15 protein-coding genes are annotated in these 16,627 nt (G+C 58.7%); 6 read left to right on the top strand and 9 right to left on the bottom strand.

Features of this window, described 5'->3' with window-relative positions; translation table 11 throughout:
- Positions 1 to 136: 136 nt before the first annotated feature.
- Both ETAA8_RS33005 and ETAA8_RS33000 read right to left on the bottom strand, forming a co-directional pair.
- Positions 137 to 526 carry a ribosome-binding factor A gene (locus ETAA8_RS33005; protein ID WP_145099313.1) on the bottom strand — a complete coding sequence of 130 codons (390 nt, stop codon included), beginning with the start codon at positions 524 to 526 and terminating at the stop codon, positions 137 to 139.
- A gap of 174 nt (positions 527 to 700) precedes the next feature.
- A complete protein-coding gene (locus ETAA8_RS33000; protein ID WP_145099311.1) occupies positions 701 to 2,266 on the bottom strand; it encodes an N-acyl-D-amino-acid deacylase family protein in 1,566 nt (521 codons plus the stop codon).
- 120 nt (positions 2,267 to 2,386) lie between these two features.
- Here ETAA8_RS33000 and ETAA8_RS32995 point away from each other — a divergent pair, with 120 nt between their 5' ends.
- Positions 2,387 to 2,635, top strand: coding sequence for a glutaredoxin family protein (locus tag ETAA8_RS32995; RefSeq protein ID WP_145099308.1), 249 nt, complete (start codon positions 2,387 to 2,389; stop codon positions 2,633 to 2,635).
- A gap of 1 nt (position 2,636) precedes the next feature.
- On the opposite strand, the gene sigJ is transcribed toward ETAA8_RS32995, so the two are convergent.
- Both sigJ and ETAA8_RS32985 read right to left on the bottom strand, forming a co-directional pair.
- Complete coding sequence (gene sigJ / locus ETAA8_RS32990; RefSeq protein ID WP_145099305.1) at positions 2,637 to 3,524, bottom strand: RNA polymerase sigma-70 factor; 888 nt, start codon at positions 3,522 to 3,524, stop codon at positions 2,637 to 2,639.
- Positions 3,517 to 4,875: a phytoene desaturase family protein gene (locus ETAA8_RS32985; protein ID WP_145099302.1), complete on the bottom strand. Its 1,359-nt coding sequence runs from the start codon at positions 4,873 to 4,875 to the stop codon at positions 3,517 to 3,519. Before ETAA8_RS32985 ends, sigJ begins: the two co-directional genes overlap by 8 nt.
- A 181-nt stretch (positions 4,876 to 5,056) precedes the next feature.
- On the opposite strand from ETAA8_RS32985, the gene ETAA8_RS35105 reads away from it, so the two are divergent.
- The 3 genes from ETAA8_RS35105 (at position 5,057) to ETAA8_RS32970 (ending at position 8,395) form a co-directional block, all read left to right on the top strand.
- Positions 5,057 to 6,448, top strand: coding sequence for an SEC-C metal-binding domain-containing protein (locus tag ETAA8_RS35105; protein WP_202921424.1), 1,392 nt, complete (start codon positions 5,057 to 5,059; stop codon positions 6,446 to 6,448).
- A 109-nt stretch (positions 6,449 to 6,557) separates the two neighbouring features.
- Positions 6,558 to 7,328, top strand: a complete 771-nt coding sequence (locus tag ETAA8_RS32975) for a hypothetical protein (RefSeq protein ID WP_145099299.1) — start codon at positions 6,558 to 6,560, stop codon at positions 7,326 to 7,328.
- Entirely contained in the window at positions 7,325 to 8,395 is a 1,071-nt protein-coding gene (locus ETAA8_RS32970) for an HTTM domain-containing protein (RefSeq protein WP_145099297.1), read from the top strand. The genes ETAA8_RS32975 and ETAA8_RS32970 overlap by 4 nt, the downstream gene beginning before the upstream one ends.
- Before the next feature lie 68 nt (positions 8,396 to 8,463).
- Here ETAA8_RS32970 and ETAA8_RS32965 read toward each other — a convergent pair whose 3' ends face one another.
- Entirely contained in the window at positions 8,464 to 8,721 is a 258-nt protein-coding gene (locus tag ETAA8_RS32965; protein WP_145099294.1) for a hypothetical protein, read from the bottom strand.
- Between the two features lie 680 nt (positions 8,722 to 9,401).
- Between ETAA8_RS32965 and ETAA8_RS32960 the strand changes: the two genes are divergently transcribed.
- A complete protein-coding gene (locus ETAA8_RS32960; protein WP_145083689.1) occupies positions 9,402 to 10,811 on the top strand; it encodes a transposase in 1,410 nt (469 codons plus the stop codon).
- On the opposite strand, the gene ETAA8_RS32955 is transcribed toward ETAA8_RS32960, so the two are convergent.
- The 4 genes from ETAA8_RS32955 to ETAA8_RS32940 form a co-directional block, all read right to left on the bottom strand.
- Entirely contained in the window at positions 10,808 to 11,785 is a 978-nt protein-coding gene (locus ETAA8_RS32955; protein WP_202921423.1) for a sulfatase-like hydrolase/transferase, read from the bottom strand. The two genes, ETAA8_RS32960 and ETAA8_RS32955, sit on opposite strands and share 4 nt — an antisense overlap.
- A 127-nt stretch (positions 11,786 to 11,912) precedes the next feature.
- The gene (locus ETAA8_RS32950) at positions 11,913 to 13,271 is read right to left on the bottom strand and encodes a sulfatase family protein (RefSeq protein ID WP_202921422.1); all 1,359 of its coding nucleotides are present in this window, start codon (positions 13,269 to 13,271) and stop codon (positions 11,913 to 11,915) included.
- Between the two features lie 313 nt (positions 13,272 to 13,584).
- Positions 13,585 to 14,502 (bottom strand): ThuA domain-containing protein, encoded by a 918-nt coding sequence (locus ETAA8_RS32945; RefSeq protein WP_145099285.1) that lies wholly within the window; start codon positions 14,500 to 14,502, stop codon positions 13,585 to 13,587.
- A gap of 15 nt (positions 14,503 to 14,517) precedes the next feature.
- Positions 14,518 to 15,915: a sulfatase family protein gene (locus ETAA8_RS32940; protein ID WP_145099282.1), complete on the bottom strand. Its 1,398-nt coding sequence runs from the start codon at positions 15,913 to 15,915 to the stop codon at positions 14,518 to 14,520.
- 137 nt (positions 15,916 to 16,052) lie between these two features.
- Here ETAA8_RS32940 and ETAA8_RS32935 point away from each other — a divergent pair, with 137 nt between their 5' ends.
- On the top strand, positions 16,053 to 16,532 hold the full coding sequence (locus ETAA8_RS32935; RefSeq protein ID WP_238397634.1) for a TspO/MBR family protein: 480 nt from the start codon (positions 16,053 to 16,055) through the stop codon (positions 16,530 to 16,532).
- Positions 16,533 to 16,627 lie beyond the last annotated feature (95 nt).

Here is a 16,627-nt window from a genome sequence, read left to right as displayed (position 1 = left end):
CTATGGAGGATATTAGCAGTCCTGGCGGAATAATCAAGGCTTTTTGATGCGTTGCCGAAAATGGTCAACTCGGCCGGGATTTTCTGCCTCTTTGCGATAGCAGGAGGGCTTGGCAGCCGGCACGAGTCGTGCGGACTTAGCTGACCGTTTTGGGAACACCGGGCAACAACTGCAAAAGCAAACGGGGGGCTCGTTTGCGCGTGATATCGCGGGTGACTTCGCTCCTAATCCAACCCGCAGCTGAGTTGAGCGCAGCTTCGGTTGCTTGCCGCTCTTCGTCGCCAAGCGGATCGAGCGGCACGAGCAGGACCAGCAACTGCGCAGCGTTGGGAACTGGCAACACCTCGCGCACTTCGAGCGCTTGCAACCGCTCGTCGGCTGCTTCGGCCAGGATTAAGCGAAGTGAGTCATGCACCTGGCTGCAGAGTTGCCAGGTCTTGCGGCGGTCGTCAGTATTGCCGCCGCGAGCTAGCAGCCGCGGATCCACACCGTCTTCGGCTGACAAATCAGCGCACAGGCTACGCAAGACGCGGCTCGATGGTCGACGGGGTTTCAAAATTCAAACTCACGCGGGACAAACAACATAAGGCCTGACAAGGGATAGAAACTTTTGTGCCCGCTAGGTTCGCGCTTATTCGTACACTTCATGCGCCGCGCGACAGCAGAACCTCACGACGGAGCGTGAGGAGCACTTTGACAGCTATTTGTGGTAGCGCAAATATTTGCCCGGGGCGGCTTCGGTTTGAAAGTCGATCGGCCGGCCATTGAGAACGATGGGCTGGCCGTTGACGAGAACATGCTCGATGCCGCTGCAGACCTGGTGCGGTTGTTCGTAGGTTGCCTGGTCGGCTACGTCGGTCTCGTTAAAGATTGTGATATCGGCCCAAGCACCTTCGCGAATCACGCCGCGGTCTTTCAGCCCGAAGCGCGCACAGGGAATGCTCGTCATTTTCTGGACGGCCGTTTCGAGTGAGAAGAGTTTGTGATCGCGCACGCACGACCCGAGCAAGCGACCAGCAGAACCATAGACCCGCGGATGCACGACACTATCCGGGAACCAGATGCCGTCGCTCCCCATCATGTATAAGTCGTGCGCTAGCAGTGGCCGGACGAGTTCGTCATCGCCGGCATTAATCACCAGCAGCACCGCCAGATTTTCTTCGACCAGCAGGTGATAGAGAGCCTCTTCGGGCGGGCGATTCATTTCGACGATGTAGTCGGAAAGCAGCTTGCCGTGATGCGTCGAGTTATCCCAGCTGCTCGTCCAGGCGATATGGATCTTGTGCAGCGGAACGCCCAGGTTGGCTAGTCCGGCGCGGAACCGCGCGAGCAGGTCGTCCTTCCCCATTTTCGCCAGCACATTGAGCGGGCCATCGGTCCACGCTTCGTACGGCAGCAGATAGTTGAGCATCGTGCTGCCGCGTTGATAGGGATAGACATCGAACGACAGATCGACCTCGCGCCGCGCTCGTTCTAGCAACTCGAGCACTTGCTCGACTTCTTCCGGCGTCGTCCCCTTGAGGTGCGAAATGTGAACCTTCACCTCAGCCCGCTTGCCAATTTCAATCGCCTCTTCGAGCGCGACGAACAGTCCCGCCTTATAACGAATGTGAGTGACGTACAGCCCATCAAAGGGGGCGATCGCGCGGCAAGCATCGACCAGTTCTTCTGTCGTCGAGGCGCACTGAGTCATGTAGTCGAGCCCCGTCGAGAGCCCGCAGCCACCTTGTTCCATGGCGATTTCGATTTCGCGGCGGATTTGCCGCTTTTGATAATCGTCGAGCCAGCGGTGGCCGAAGCCCGCGTGGATCGTTCGGCAATTGGAATAGGGAACGTGCGCGGCGACATTCTGCGCGGTGCGCCCTTCGAATTGCTGCATGTATTCGCCCAGCGACTGCCAGTCGCGATAGTCCTGCAGGCGCAAACCGTTGAGGGGGCGCAGATAAAAGATCCATTGCCGCCAGGTATGACGATCGACGGGGGCATAGGAAATGCCGTCGGCCATCAGCACTTCGGTGGTAAAGCCCTGACTGGTTTTCGGCCAGAAGTTGGGGTGCGAGAGGAGCCAGCCGTCGCTGTGATTGTGGACGTCGATAAAGCCGGGGGCGACGATCAACCCGGAGGCATTAATCATGCTCGCAGCTGTCGCGCCCGCCAGCTGGCCAACTGTCGTGATTCGGCCGTTTTGAATGCCAATATCGGCCCGCACGCGTGCCGCGCCGCTTCCATCGATAATTTCGCCGCTGTGAATGATCAAATCGAACAACGGTCACCTGCCAATGCTACAACGTGAACGACTGGTTTTGGGGAATGCGGACTATCATAGCTGGACAGCGTGGTAGAATTGAGCGGATAGACTCCACATTTTTGGTTCAGGCGTCTCGACATGAGCGATCACCAGGTCACCATTTACACCCGCGCCCATTGCCACCTGTGCGACGAGGCGAAAGAACTGCTCGAGCGATACGGACTGCAGCTGGCGCTCGTCGACATCGATGCCGACGCGCAATTGCGGCAGCGATATACCACGTGCGTGCCGGTCGTCATTATCGACGGCAAAGAGCGCTTCCGTGGTCGGGTGAACGAGATTCTGCTCCGCCGCTTGCTGACGAGTTCGCAGACGCCGGCAGAATAGCTCACTGGGAAAGGAGTTCCGCCTGAGCCCGCGCGAGCTTGTCGGGGTTGCGAATGAAATAGATGCGGCGGATCTGCTCGTCGACCAGGTCGAAACCGATGATGTTGACGAGCGCAGCATCGTGAAAGACGGCAATGCCCGGTTCGCCGTTCACGAGCACGTGCCGATAGCTGGCATTGGCGTGGGCTTTGCGGCTGATACCTTGCAAAAAGCGCGAGACGTGATTGACCCCAACCACCGGGCGAACCGCGGCAGTTGCTTTGCCGCCGCCATCAGAGAAGATGACGATATCATCGGACAAGAGCTGCACAATGCCGGTAAGTTCGCCCGTTGCGCAGGCTGCTAAGAAGCGCTCGCTCATGCGGCGAGTTGCTTCGCGCGAGGCAGTGAACCTTGGCCGCTCGGCATGCACGTGTGCTTCGGCCCGGCTGACAAGTTGGCGGCAGTTGGTTTCGCTCTTCTCGAGAGTCTCGGCGATTTCCGCATAGTCGTAGTCGAAGATTTTGCGCAGCAAGTAGGCGGCGCGCTCGACGGGGGACAGCGTTTCGAGAACATGCATTAGCGCGAGCGAAACCGATTCCGCCAGGTCAGTGGATTGACGGTTCACTTCCGACTCGACGACAGGTTCCGGCAGCCAAGGGCCGATGTACGTTTCTTTGCGAGCATCGATCTCGCGGCGGCGGTCGATGCTTAAGCGAGTGACGATGGTGGAGAGGAACGCCCGCGGCGTGCGAACTGCGCTCACGTCTGCATTGGACCAACGAAGATAGGCCTCTTGCAGTACGTCGTCAGCATCGGCGCGGGAACCGAGAATGCGATATGCGAGCCGAGTGAGGTCGGGCCGATGCGTTTCGAAATCGGCGAGCGCGGCAGTCATGGCGTCAGGCATATTCGAGTTCTCGCATTGCGGATGTTGCAGTGGCCGACCCAAGGATCAATGCGGCCGCTGTGGCTGCACTGGCAGCTGCAGCGTCGGCGAGTTGACCATGTTGCCCGACCCAATCACCGGCCAGAAACACTCCCGGACGATTCGCCACCGCGACGTTCGGTCGCCCCGTTAGGCCACCCTGTGCGGCCAAAGGCAACGCATGGGTCACCGCCATCGAAGGCAAATAACGCCGCGTGAGCACATGCGTGCGCCAGCCGGGCTGCAAACGATCGAGCACTCCTTCGAGTTGCTGTTCGTTATCTCGCGCCGATTGCTCCTGATTCGATTGAAGGTACTTCATGACGTGGATCACTGCGACTCCCGGCGGGGCAAACTTCGCCGCCGCTGAGTGAACCGAAGCATACGTCGGTTCATCGAGGCCAAGACCAAACCGATGCTCGGGGCGCGTGAGCCGGCTGAGGGCGATATCGAGACAAGCGGCGTGCACGGGCCTTGAGTCGACAGACCAGCGAACTAGTTCGTGAGGCTCGGGCAACGCCAGGAGTAGACTGGCCACTTGCGGACTGACCGCGAGAATCGCCGCAGCAGCGTGGAGGTCGGGCTGATGCGTCGCCTGCACCAGCACGCCTGCAGCAGTGCTGCGAACGGCGTGGACATGCGCGCCGGTGTGAATTTGCACGCCTAGACCAACAGCTCGATCGCGCAAGCGATCGACAATCGATTGCCAGCCGCCGTCGATATACCAGACGTTGCCCGTCAGCCCGATGCGAAACTGTGCAAGAGTCGCCCCTGCGGAAATAAGTTCCAGATCGGCAGCGTAGGTCGACAGACGAAAGAGGCCGAAGAATAGATTGGCCAGCGCGCCGGTCCCATAACGGGTCGTTACCCACTCGTGAATGCTGGTCCGCTGGAGTGGCTCCAGATCGAACGAGTGAATCTGCTGAAAGAAGCGAAACAGCTGCCATTTCTCGCGCCACGAGAGGAGCGAAGTGGAGAGTATCTGCGACATATTCCGCGGCAGCAGATACTCGCGGCCGCCGTAGTAGCCCATACCTTTGCCGGTGTTGGGAACGGCACCGGTGAACGGAATCTCCAGTTCCGTGAGAAGCCGATGAGCGGCCCCGTGCAAATAGAGCGCTCGGGGGCCCAGGTTAAAGCGAACGTCGCCTTTCACCGTCGTCGCCGCACGACCGCCGAGTCCCTTCGCCTGCTCGAGCAAGACCACCTGTTTGCCAGCGCGCGCCAGCTTGACGGCTGCGAGCAAGCCGGCCAGTCCGCCCCCCACTACGGCGATCTCGGTTCGTTGACGCGCTTGGTTCACCGCATTTTCAGTAATCGTAGTTGCGCCCATGATTTTGCCCCATCTGCTGAGTTATTTCCCCGGTACGCCAACAAGGACGGCTGGGCGGCGAAGTTTGTGACAAGGGGACAGCAGATTTTCTCGTCGACGCCTGTTCTCTCGCGGCAGACCGCATAGATTACGAGTTGCGTCACCAACGATAGCGGCAAAGTTCCGGCAAGGAGGAAGTGCAATGCGAGCTTCGATCGAACGAGTGAAAGCGGCACTTTTGCATCCTGAACTTGATGTGCGCAACTCCGCGCTTGAGTACTGCGCCAACCATTGGAGCCACGATGAATCGATCATGCCCATCGTGATCTCGGCGTACGAGCAATATGGACCCAAGGCTTTTGTGGTGACGCATGAATGGGCCAAATTGCCGCAAAACACGGAGACCATGAACTGGCTGTTACAGAACGTCGACAAGTATGCTTCTCAGCTCTCAGACGAAGTTTATTTTGGCAGATTCGAACTGGCGGCAGTCAAAGCCGTGGTTCGCACAATCGCGCCCGGGATGGAGGCGAACTTCGCGGTTGCCGACGAGCTGCCGGTGACTCTTCGGGCAGATGTGCAGCGAATTTTAGAGTTGCGCTCTTCGTACAGCCAGCAAACCACCGCAGAGTTGCTCGCAACAACAGTGAACCTTTGCAAGCTGGCCGCCACGGGCGACTTTTCGCAGGAGCAATGGCAGCAGATCGAGTGTCTCGTGCACGAACAGGCTCGTCGTCCGGCTGAGTTCGCCCCGCGCGCATTAGCGATCCTCGCCGGTCAGCCTGCCGAGGGTCTGGAAGTTAGCCCCGCGGAAGACTCTGAATTCGACCACAACATCGTTCTGCAAACGATGATGGCCGAGTTGGCTGGCGAGCTGCGACTCGAAGAGACAGTCCCTTATCTCGTGGAGATGCTCGATTCGTTCGACGATGGCCTCGTGGAGGCGGCCCTGGCCGCCTTGAAAAAGATCGGCACCGACGATGTCGCGCGACGCGTCACGGCCAAGTATCGCGAAAGTTCAAGTTCTCGCCTGCTCGTCATCGGAGTGTTGGAGAGCAGCCCTTCCGAGCTAGCGCCGGCCGCGCTGTTGGAACTTTATTCGACGGAGAAAGATCTCGACATGCGCTGCTTCCTGCTTAGCGGCGCATTGCAGCAGTTTGCTAGTGAAGCGATGGAACCCGCGCGGCAACTTCTGCTCGCCGCCCAAAGAACCCCGGAAACATTGGAGGTTCACGAAGCCCTAGTCGTGGCGAGCATTGTGCTTGAGCAACCGTTTCCCGAATTGGCCGAGTGGCAGGCCGACATGGCAAACCATCGGGAATATCGCAAGCAGTACTATCGCGAACAGCCCCAGTTTGGCTCCAGCATTCCGGGGCTTCTGCTGGACAGCCCGCAGTCGGCAGAGTTCGGTGAAGCTGACTGGCATTTCAATCGGTCCGATCTCGACGTCCTGGTTCAGCCCGAGCGAGTAACCGCGGGAACCATTCACCGCGGCGAACGGGTGGGCCGCAACGATCCCTGTCATTGCGGCTCGGGCAAGAAGTATAAGAAGTGCTGTTTGCGGGCCGATCAGGATGTGGCCTTCCAGATGTAGCGTGCGCAGCGACTCATCGAGTGATTCCCCTACAATCGATTTTGCCGGTCTTGCTTGCCGGAGCGGAAAACTTGCGGGGCGAATTGCTGCCGGGTCGATGTTCGTTTGCATGACGACGCGCATCAACACTTCGCAGGAGTCGTCGCCAGAACGGAAGCTAGCGCCGGACACTTTTTCAATCCCGCTCGGCTGGAGAATCGGCCTCAGCGCGCTGTTGCTATTGCATTTGCTGGCGGTCTTTCTGCCGCCATTTCAATTTGCTTGCCGCGTGGGCAATGGCTCTTCGTCACCATTTGCCGATGGGCTGGTCGGTTGGTTTCGCCCGTACATTGGTGCACTCTATCTCGATCACGGCTACTTCTTCTTCGCGCCCAATCCGGGGCCGAGCCACCTGGTGAAGTACAAAGTCGAATTTGCCGATGGCGAGCGCGCGCCGATCGAAGGGCGCTTTCCCGATCTTCAGCAACAACAGCCGCGGCTGAAGTATCACCGTCACTTCATGATCGCCGAGGCTTACAACAATCAATACACGTCGCCGGTAGCTCCGCCGGAGCCTTCGCCGCCGCCACTGAACACCCAACAAACCGAGCGCCAGCGCCGCCTGCATGCCGACCGTGTGCTCGCGCACGAGGCTCAGCTGAGCGAGTGGAAGTTTCGTCGTCGGCAATACGAAGAGTTGCAGAAGTCGCTTACCCAGCACTTGCTGAAAGCGCACGGCGGCGATGCTGAAGTCGGCGATAAGGTAACCATTACCCGCGTCGAGCATCGGCTCCTCAGCCCGTTCGAAGCGGGCGAGCTGCGAATGAAACCGAGCGACCCGACGACCTATGTCGACCTGCTCGAAGCACCTCCCGCCTCCCCGAGTGGAGTGAACCGATGAACACGCTTGTGGTTGCGACGGGTGATTGGTTCAGCGGAGTATGGGCTGCTTGGAATCGCTTTTGGTTCCAGCCGCAACAGCCTCATACGCTGGCTGTGGTGCGGATTTGCGCCGGCGCAATGCTGCTGTACACGCACCTGGTTTGGCTAATCAACCAGCAGATGTTTTTGGGCCGCGATAGTTGGATCAACGGTCCCACCGCCGAACTGCTGAATACGTCGGTCGATGGCCGCAACTTTGCCTGGAGCTATTTGTACTATGTCGATTCGCCGATCCTGCTCGGGCTGTTGAACCTGGCCGCGGTGATCGTGTTTCTGATGCTCACCATCGGATTCTACACGCGCGTCGTGTCGGTCCTGGCGTTCATTATCACGCTTTCGTATTGCCATCGCTTGACCGGCAGCCTGTTTGGGCTCGACCAGGTCAACGCGATGTTCGCGACCTACTTAATGCTTGGTCCCAGCGGTGCGGTTTACTCCGTCGATCGCTGGCTGGCCGAACGCCGCGGCACGGCAACGCCGGTTGTTCCTTCGGCAGGCACAACCATTGCCATTCGCCTGCTGCAATTGCACATGTGCGTGATCTATCTGTTCGGCGGCATCGGCAAAGCCCGCGGCGAACTCTGGTGGGACGGCAGTGCCTGCTGGTATGCCATCGCCAATTTAGAATATCAATCGTTCGACCTGACATGGCTCGTGCAGTATCGCTGGTTCATCGCGCTCCTCACGCACATCACCGTCTTTTGGGAAGTCTTTTACTGCTTCCTGGTCTGGCCCAAACTGACGCGACCCATCTGCCTCGCCCTGGCCGTGGGCGTGCATGGCGGTATCGCCCTGTTCCTCGGCATGCCCACCTTTGGGCTGGCGATGATCATCGGCAACCTCGCCTTCGTCTATCCCGAAACGGTGGCAGCTGTCGTCAGCTTGAAGTGGCTGCGCCGGTCACCCGAGTCTTTCGATGAAGTGCCGGTGGTTAGGTTGAAGAAGAGTGGGGAGGAGCGGGACGAGAGGCGAGAGACGAGAGACGGGGGAAATGCCCGAATTCTGGCTGGCCGCAGAGCGACGTAAGGGTTCGAACAACGAACGCGATTGCCTTTGTCTGGGGCCTTTGGCAGCTAGTGTAACCTGCCGTGTCGTCAGCGCTTCGAGGCGAGAACCATCAGAAAGATCATAAGGGCGATGGTAGCAGCACCTCCAACGACGCCCATGAGTAGTGGGAGTTCGTCCCCGGAACCCGGAGCAACTTCGAGAGTTGCTACGCACGTCGTGAAGAAGGCGATAGCCCCAGCGGGAATGGCGAGGACTCCCAACGCAATCACCACCCCCTGTCGACGAGCTGGCACCTTTGTCGATTGGTCGGGTCGTTCAGGTGATTCATAGGGGTTCGGATCCATACGCGCATTCTACTCGTGCAAAAGAGTGCCCTGCCAGCATGACGTCCCGGAAGTGCCGCCCTTAGAATGCGCAGATGGATAAGCCACGTTCCAGCGCCGCGCCGATGATCGCAGCACTCTTATTGCTGCTGCCGGTGTTGTACGTGGGGAGTTATTTCGCGATGGTGACGCCCGGACGCGTCAAAGTGCAATTCGGATTTGTGCCGAACGATTCTTACCGCGCGGGAGCGGAGTACTGTGAGTTTATTTTCTGGCCACTCGAACAAATTGATCGCAGGCTACGACCAGCGGCCTGGGAGGTCGACTTGGACTTTCGGTTTACCAAGACGAGCCGCGGACCAGGCAGGTCAGCCCGGTTGGTGGCACGGGTGTACTCACCCGTGTTTGCTGGCCATTGTCGTGTGAAGAGTGAGCTAAGTAGTTTGGTGGATTTCGGGCCATTTTTGAGTAGGGTTGCACTGCCGGAAGTATTGGGAATGTGCTGGCTTCTTCCCGTTTGCCTTAAGAGCCGTAACTCATAAGGCGAAGGAAGACACACGGGTGAGTACACCCGTGCCACCCAACGCCGTGAACCCTTTTTGGCGAGAGTGAAAAAGTCTTGATGCGATTGAGGTTAGTGGCGATGCTTTCGTTTCTCACCGCGAAAGGATCGTTCACCGCTCACCCGAAAGGATTCGGGAATGTCGCATCAAGACCCTAGTCGAAGTCAGCAAGGTCGAAGTCAGGTTGTCGTTGCCGAGTTCCAAGCGGATCAGCTCAAGCAGTCACTGGAGCGATTGCTCGGCGAGGGGGACTGGGGTGCGATTCGGTTTCGTGACGACTGCACGTGGGGCCCACGGCAATTGGCGGCCACGGCGTTGCTCTGGGCTTGGTCGGATGAACTCACGCTGGGGGACCGCTTCTTTGCTGCCCGCAGATTAGCTCAATTTCTGTTTGCGCCGCAACAGGAGTTTGCCAGTTCGGTGCAAGCCTTCATGAAGTTGCTGCTGCGTTGGACGGTGCTGCTGGTCGGCGTATTGCAGGTGACGTTTCGACGGCAGATGCAGCGTGCATTACCCACCCTTTGGCGAGTTCATGGCCTGGTCCTCTTCGGCATTGATGGCAGCCGAGTCGACGTGCCGCGAAGCAAGTCACACGAGGCGGCACATGCTCCGGTTCGCGATGGTAAGGGACGAAAACTCAAACGCAATCGTCGCCAGAAACCGCGCACCGCGATTCACTCGCGCAAGGCAAGCGTCCCGCAAATGTGGTTGACCCTGCTGTTTCACGTCGGCACAGGACTGCCTTGGTCGTGGCGAATCGGTCCGACCGGCAGTAGCGAGCGCGAGCATTGGTTGGCGATGCTCGACGAACTTCCGAGCAATGCCCTGATCACCGCCGATGCTGGCTTCGTGGGTTACGATTGTCTGCGCGCCGTTGTTAACAGTGGTCGCCATTTCCTGGTGCGAGTCGGTTCGAATGTGCGTCTGCTGTACAAGCTGGGCTTCTCCCGCGAAGTCGTTGGCACGGTGTATCTCTGGCCCGATCGTGCTGCCCGTCGCAGTCAGCCGCCGCTCGTGTTACGCCTCGTCGTGGCCACTGGTGGAAAGTATCCGGTCTACTTGCTCACCAGCGTCGGAGAAGAAGAATTATCGCGCGGACAAGTCCTCGACGTTTACCGTCGTCGCTGGGGCGTGGAACTCTTCTTTCGCCACTTGAAGCAAACGTATCAGCGCCGCAAACTTCGCAGCACCAATGCCGCGCATGCGCGTTTGGAGTTGGAGTGGTCGCTGCTGGGACTATGGAGCATGGCGCTCGATGCTCAGGTCCAAGCGACGCGCGTACAACTAGATCCTACTCAACTCAGCCTAGCGGGCGTCTGGCGCACGTATCGGCGGCTGATGCGCGACTATCGACATCCGCTGGCTCGGCAACAATCGCTCCCCCACCAACTCCCTCAAGCAGTGCGCGACACCTACGAGCGAGCCAACAAATCCAGCCGCAACTATCCTCGCAAAAAACGTCCCGACCCGCCCGCTGGCTCTCCCGAGTTCCTACTCGCTACCAAGTCCCAAATCCATCGCGCCCGCTACCTCACGACCGCTGCCTAAAAAGGGTTCACGGCGTTGCGTGCCACCCCAGCGGCAGCGAGCAAGGTGGGCGCAAGGTCTTCGGCACTGATTAACGCGCGAGACTCACCGCCCGCTTTCACCGCGCCGGGCCACCGTACGAAAAATGGGACGTTGGAGCCCGGGTCATACAGCGAGCCCTTGCCATGCGGCAGAGCGGCGCCATTGTCGCCGCAGAAAACAATGATCGTGTTGTCCATCTCCCCACGCGTTTTCAGGACGTCGAGCACTCCCGCGACTGTCTCGTCCAAGCGGTTGATCTCAGCGAAATAATCCGCCAGCTCCTCACGAAGTCCCGGCAAATCAGGCCAATGGTCAGGCAGTACGAGGGTGGCCGGATCGGGACGGAACCTGGCTGGGGCATTCCAAACGTGATGTGGATCGCTGAAATTCGCCCAGAGGAAAAACGGCTTGTCCGCAGGTTTCTGATTCAGAAACTCGGTGAACTTGGCGGCCACGTCCGCGTCGCTGCACGTGTTCAGAAAATCAACCCGGTCTTTGAATGTCTTCAGGTTGTGCGTTTCAAAAACTTGGGCTACCGCCGCGCCGGTGCGAGCCGAGCCATCCAGATGAAAATTACGGCCGCAGACACCCGTGAAATAACCACCCTTCTCACGCAGTAACTCGGGCAGCGTGACTTCGTCCCGAGGCAAGGGTGACGAGAACCGTGTCATGCGGGCGACGACTGCCGATCGGCCCGTCATCAGGGTCGCCCGCGAGGGAACGCATTGCGGCGCGCCGGTAAAAAACCGATGGAACTTCATCCCCTCTGCAGCCAGTTGATCGAGTATCGGCGTTTTGACATTCGGACTGCCATAGGTACTCAAGTAGGGATAGCTGTGATCGTCGCTCAACAGCAGCAGGATGTTAGGGCGCTTCGTCTCCGCTGCAGACGCACCGCCGCTACCAGCAATCGCGATCAGGGCCACGACGATCATACAAAGGTACTGGTTCATGGTGTTAGGCTCACCTCTTGTGATTGGTGATACTGCTGAGCACGAGCCGAACGCCGAATGGCGGAGCGACTCGTGTCGCGAACTGTGTTCGGCAGAAAGGGCTGTGGCGACAAGTGAGTAAAAGGGTTCACTTCTTCGAGAAATCGTTTCCATCGAAGCTCGACCGCACCGACTTCTGCCAGGCGACGAGCGCTGCGCGCATGCTCGTGACGATCTCGGGATGTTGGTCGGCGAGGTTCGTCTTGTGCGCAGGATCGGCAAATATATCGAACAACTGCACTTCCTGTGGTTGATTTGCCCGCTTGCCATTTTTCTTCCTGCCCGCCTTAGGTTCCGTCTCAGCAACTTTGCTCGGCGGCACGATCAATTTGTACTTCCCGTCAATCCAGACGCCTTGCAACTCAGTTTCAAAATCGACGTTGTCGAATTTCCCGGAACCGTTCCAAAGTAAGAAGCCCAGCGGCTTGTCGCGGGCGGTCATCTTGCCATCGAACAATGGCACCAGGTTCAGGCCATCCAACACCGGCTGGTTTGGCCGTTCGATGTCGTTGATCGCGAGGAGCGTGGGATAAATGTCCATATGAGCACATGGCACTTCGGTGATGCGGGGCTGCTTGATCTTCGCGGGCCATTCGAGGACTGAAACCGTCCGCACGCCGACGTTCATCTTTCCCTTGCCAGCTGGATCTTGTGAGAGAGGCGTAATGCCGCCGTTGTCGCTGGTGAACCAAACGAGGGTGTTGTCGGCGATCTTCAGCTTATGCAATTCCGCCCGCAAGTTGCCGACTGCCGCATCGAGGCCGGAGATCTCGCCGTAAAAATCCTGTTGCTTGGCGGGCAAGTCCTTATAGATCGCTTTGAATTCTTCGCTGGCCTGGTGTGGACGGTGCGGCGAACCAAAGCAGACATATGTGAAGAACGGTACCTGCTCTGCTGCCTGTTTTCGAATGTACTTCAGCGCCAGGTCCATCGTGGCGACGGAGGTGTCGCCGTCCAGCGCGACGAATTCCTTCGTATCGCCGATCTGTAGCTTCGCGCCGAGATCAAAGTAGTTGATCGCCCAAGTCGCTTCGTCAAAACCCATCTTGGCCGGACTGGTTTCATTCCCTCCCAAATGCCATTTGCCGAATTGCGCGGTTTTGTACCCGACCGTCTTGAGCGCTTGAGGCAGCGTGAATTCCTGGGGGCGAATGGCGCCTAGGTGATGTAAACCAGTGCGAATTGGCGTGCGGCCAGTCATCGCGGCAAAACGACCTGGCGAACACATCTGGCCGCCGGGATAGAAGTAATCGAAACGCAATCCTGCTGCTGCCATCGCGTCCAAGTGCGGCGTTTTCGCGTGTGGACTGCCCGCGTAGTTGGTATCGCGCCACCCCATGTCGTCGGCCATCACGATCACGATGTTCGGCCGATCGGTAGCGTACGCAAGCGCTGAACAGGCCGAAACGAGCAGAAACACCGCCAAGTAAATCGGTCGGTCAGGCATGGGCATTCACCATCCAATGAAAAGCGGGGTAACGACTACTGTGAATTCGGCACTTGATCGCCGACAGGCATTTGATAAAGCATCACTTTAACTCGCACAGCGCCGACGGCCAATTCGGCGACGTCCGGTGAGAAAGCCAAACCAGAAATGGTGTCATTCAGTGGTTGTCCCGGGCCAGTTGTCGGATCCATTGCCGCCCGACATGGACGATGGCGGAGCGGTCACGTTCCTCAACCTCATCGACCGCATTGCGCGGCAAGAGGTTCTCGCCTTCCTCAAGCAGCAGCAGCGCGATCGGCAGCTGCTGAAAGCTCTAGGGCGCAACCCACCGGACGGCGTTTTCAATGACGGTCAGATTCTCCGCTTGCCGGTAGACCGGATAAGTCTCGTGTCCGGGCCGAAAGTAGAAGACTCGACCTTGCTTGACCTGCCAAACGCAACCGCTGCGAAACTTCTCTCCCTTATCCCACCGTTCCTCGAATATCACAGCATCCGGCGTGGGAACGTGAAACGGCTCGTCGTACATTTCCGTTTGCGGAATGTTCCACTTCACCGGCAGCCCCTTGGCGATCGGGTGGTCCGGCAACAGTGTCGTGACGTGACTCGGCGCGCCATCTGCGCGCCAGGCGGGAAAAACGCAAGCGGGCGGGGTTAGTCGCCACACGCCATCGACTTTTTCCAGCGAGGGGGTCAGCTTGGCATCGCGATTGACCAGGTTGCGCTTGAGCGGCGCGGAGAAGTCAAACTTAGCGGTTGCGCGTTCCGCCTCGGGAATCTGCTTGGGTGCGTCCTTCTTGGCTCGTTCGTACATCAATCGCATGAACGGCTCGGCAAAGTGGGCCGAGTGTAGTGCGATGAAGCCGAGTTTGCCGTCGAGCACGCGTTGCACGACCGCCTCGACCCGTTCGTTCTTAATCTCGCCATGCTTGCGGTGACCCCACCACACGATGACATCCGTTGCATCGAGCGTGGCGGAATCGAGTCCTTGTTCGGGCGAATTGAGATTCACCGATAACGCCCGGATGCCGGGGCGTTTGCCCAGGTGATCGGCCAGCGCGTTACCGAGAAAATTCTCATAGGCTTTGGCTTGTTCGGGCTGTTGGTCATCCCACACGAGCACCCGAACCGGCTTGGGCGATTGAGCCCGAGCGGCTCCCAGCACTCCAAAAAACAGCGTCAGGGATAACAGACATCGAATGATCATTTGGTCCATGATGATTACCGCAGGCATAGGAGGAACCCGGAGCTACTTCTTCTTGGTCGCCGGTCTGGGCGGGGCGGTCGGATCTTCGGCAGGACTGCCATGCCAACGGGGCGCAATGTTCTTGGCATTCCATTGCTCCCAGTCCCGGCTGAGCTGGGCAACCAATTCAGGCTCTTTTTCCGCCTGATCACGTTGCTCACCGATGTCGCTGCTCAGATCAAACAACTGCCAGCCGCTATTCTTCTTGGCGTCGTGATCTCTCCAGTCCACCAACTTCCATTGCCCACGACGAACCGCTTTCTGAGGACCGAATCGCCAGTAGAGTGAATCGTGTGGCAAGCCCTTGGCCTCGCTTCGCAGGAACGGCAACAAGTTGACGCCGTCCAAGTCGGCAGGAGAAGGCGCTCTGGCCAGTTTTAGAGCTGTCGGCAAAACGTCCAGCGTGATCACCGGATGATCATATAACTTGCCTGCAGGCACATTGCCGGGCCAGGAGACAAAGAACGGCACTCGAATTCCTCCTTCGAGCGTCTGCCCCTTGTCGCCGCGCAGCGGACTGTTCACACCCGTGTTGTAAGCGAAGTAGGGCTTGCGGCCCGAGCCACCGTTATCACTGAAGAAGAAGACCAGCGTGTCCTTCGACCGGCCTGTTTTTTCAAGGTGAGCGGTGATGCGGCCGATGGCATCGTCGAGTCCCAGCAGCAGCGATAGATAACCGCGTCGAGCGGGATCGGTGACATCGGCGGGGATGCGGCTTTTGTGCTTGTCGACGATCTCCAGCGGCGTGTGAACTGCGTTGTAGGCTAGGTAGAGGAACCAGGGCTTCTCGGCCTGGCGATCCATGAAACCAAGGGCCTCGTCGGTGAACAAGTCGGTGGTGTAGCCATCGAGCTTCTGGACCTCACGACCGCGATAGATCAAGTCGTGCGAATGAGCACTGCCGAACACCGGCTTGGCGTCTTTGTGCAACAGGAAGTTATGCCCGCCGACGAGGAAGCCGAAGTAATCGTCGAAACCGCGTGATTGCGGATGATGGGCGTAGTCGAAGCCCTGATGCCATTTTCCGATCAAGCTGGTCGCGTAACCGACTGCACGTAGATGATCTGCGATCGTGCGTTGGTCGAGGGGCAAGCCGAGCTTGGCTCCCTCACCGACGTGAGGATTGAACTCGTGACCGAAACGAGTTTGATACCGACCGGTAAGAAACCCGGCGCGGCTCGGGCTGCAATACGGACTGGATACGTAACCGCTCGTGCAGCGGACGCCCGAAGCAGCGAGGGCGTCAATGTTCGGCGTCGGCACGGACTTGCCGCCGTGCACGCCGATGTCTGCGTAACCCAGATCGTCCGCGACGATCACGAGGATGTTTGGCTTATTGGCTGCCGCTGCCGCGCTGATCGAGAGGCTAATCGTAATGAGCAAGGCAAGGAGTCGAGACATGCAATTTACCCGTCTTGGAAAGTCCGTCGTGCCGCCCAATGATACTATCAACCTGCCCACTCGGCGTTGCCCACGATCATACTGAAAGCAAGAAGAGCTTACTTGAGCCGAGACGAATCAAGCAAAAGGAGAACGCATTGACGGACCGCACCTGCTGGATAGGCCTCGTCATCTTCATCGCCATCTGCCTCGGTGCGGCTGCTCTCGGAGCCATCGCAACCACGCCTGAGATTGACGGCTGGTATCGGACGATCGAGAAGCCGTCCTGGAACCCACCCAACTGGATCTTCGGGCCGGTCTGGACGACGCTCTACATCCTGATGGCGATTGCAGCCTGGCTCGTCTGGAGACCGGCAGGTTTCGCGGCCGCCTCGACGCCACTAACCCTGTTCGCATTGCAACTCGCGCTGAACATCGCCTGGCCGTGGATCTTCTTCGGACTTCATCAGCCTGGCTGGGCACTTGCGGAGATCGTGCTCCCGTGGCTGGCGATCGCGGCGACGACGGCGGCGTTCTTTCGATGCTCGCTGATCGCCGGTTGGCTGCTGACGCCGTACCTAGCCTGGGTTAGCTTTGCGGCCGTGCTGAACTACACGATTTGGCGAATTAACTCCTAAAAGGAATGGCCGCGAGCTGGCAGGCTACAATCCAGCGACTTGCTATTAACTCTGGTTCGACGCACCATCGCACACACGTTCGTTCCGTCAAACGC

It is taken from the genome of Anatilimnocola aggregata (genome assembly GCF_007747655.1).
GTDB lineage: Bacteria > Planctomycetota > Planctomycetia > Pirellulales > Pirellulaceae > Anatilimnocola > Anatilimnocola aggregata.
The sequence above is the reverse complement of the archived record's forward strand: the minus strand, read 5'-3'. Positions and strand labels throughout refer to the sequence as shown.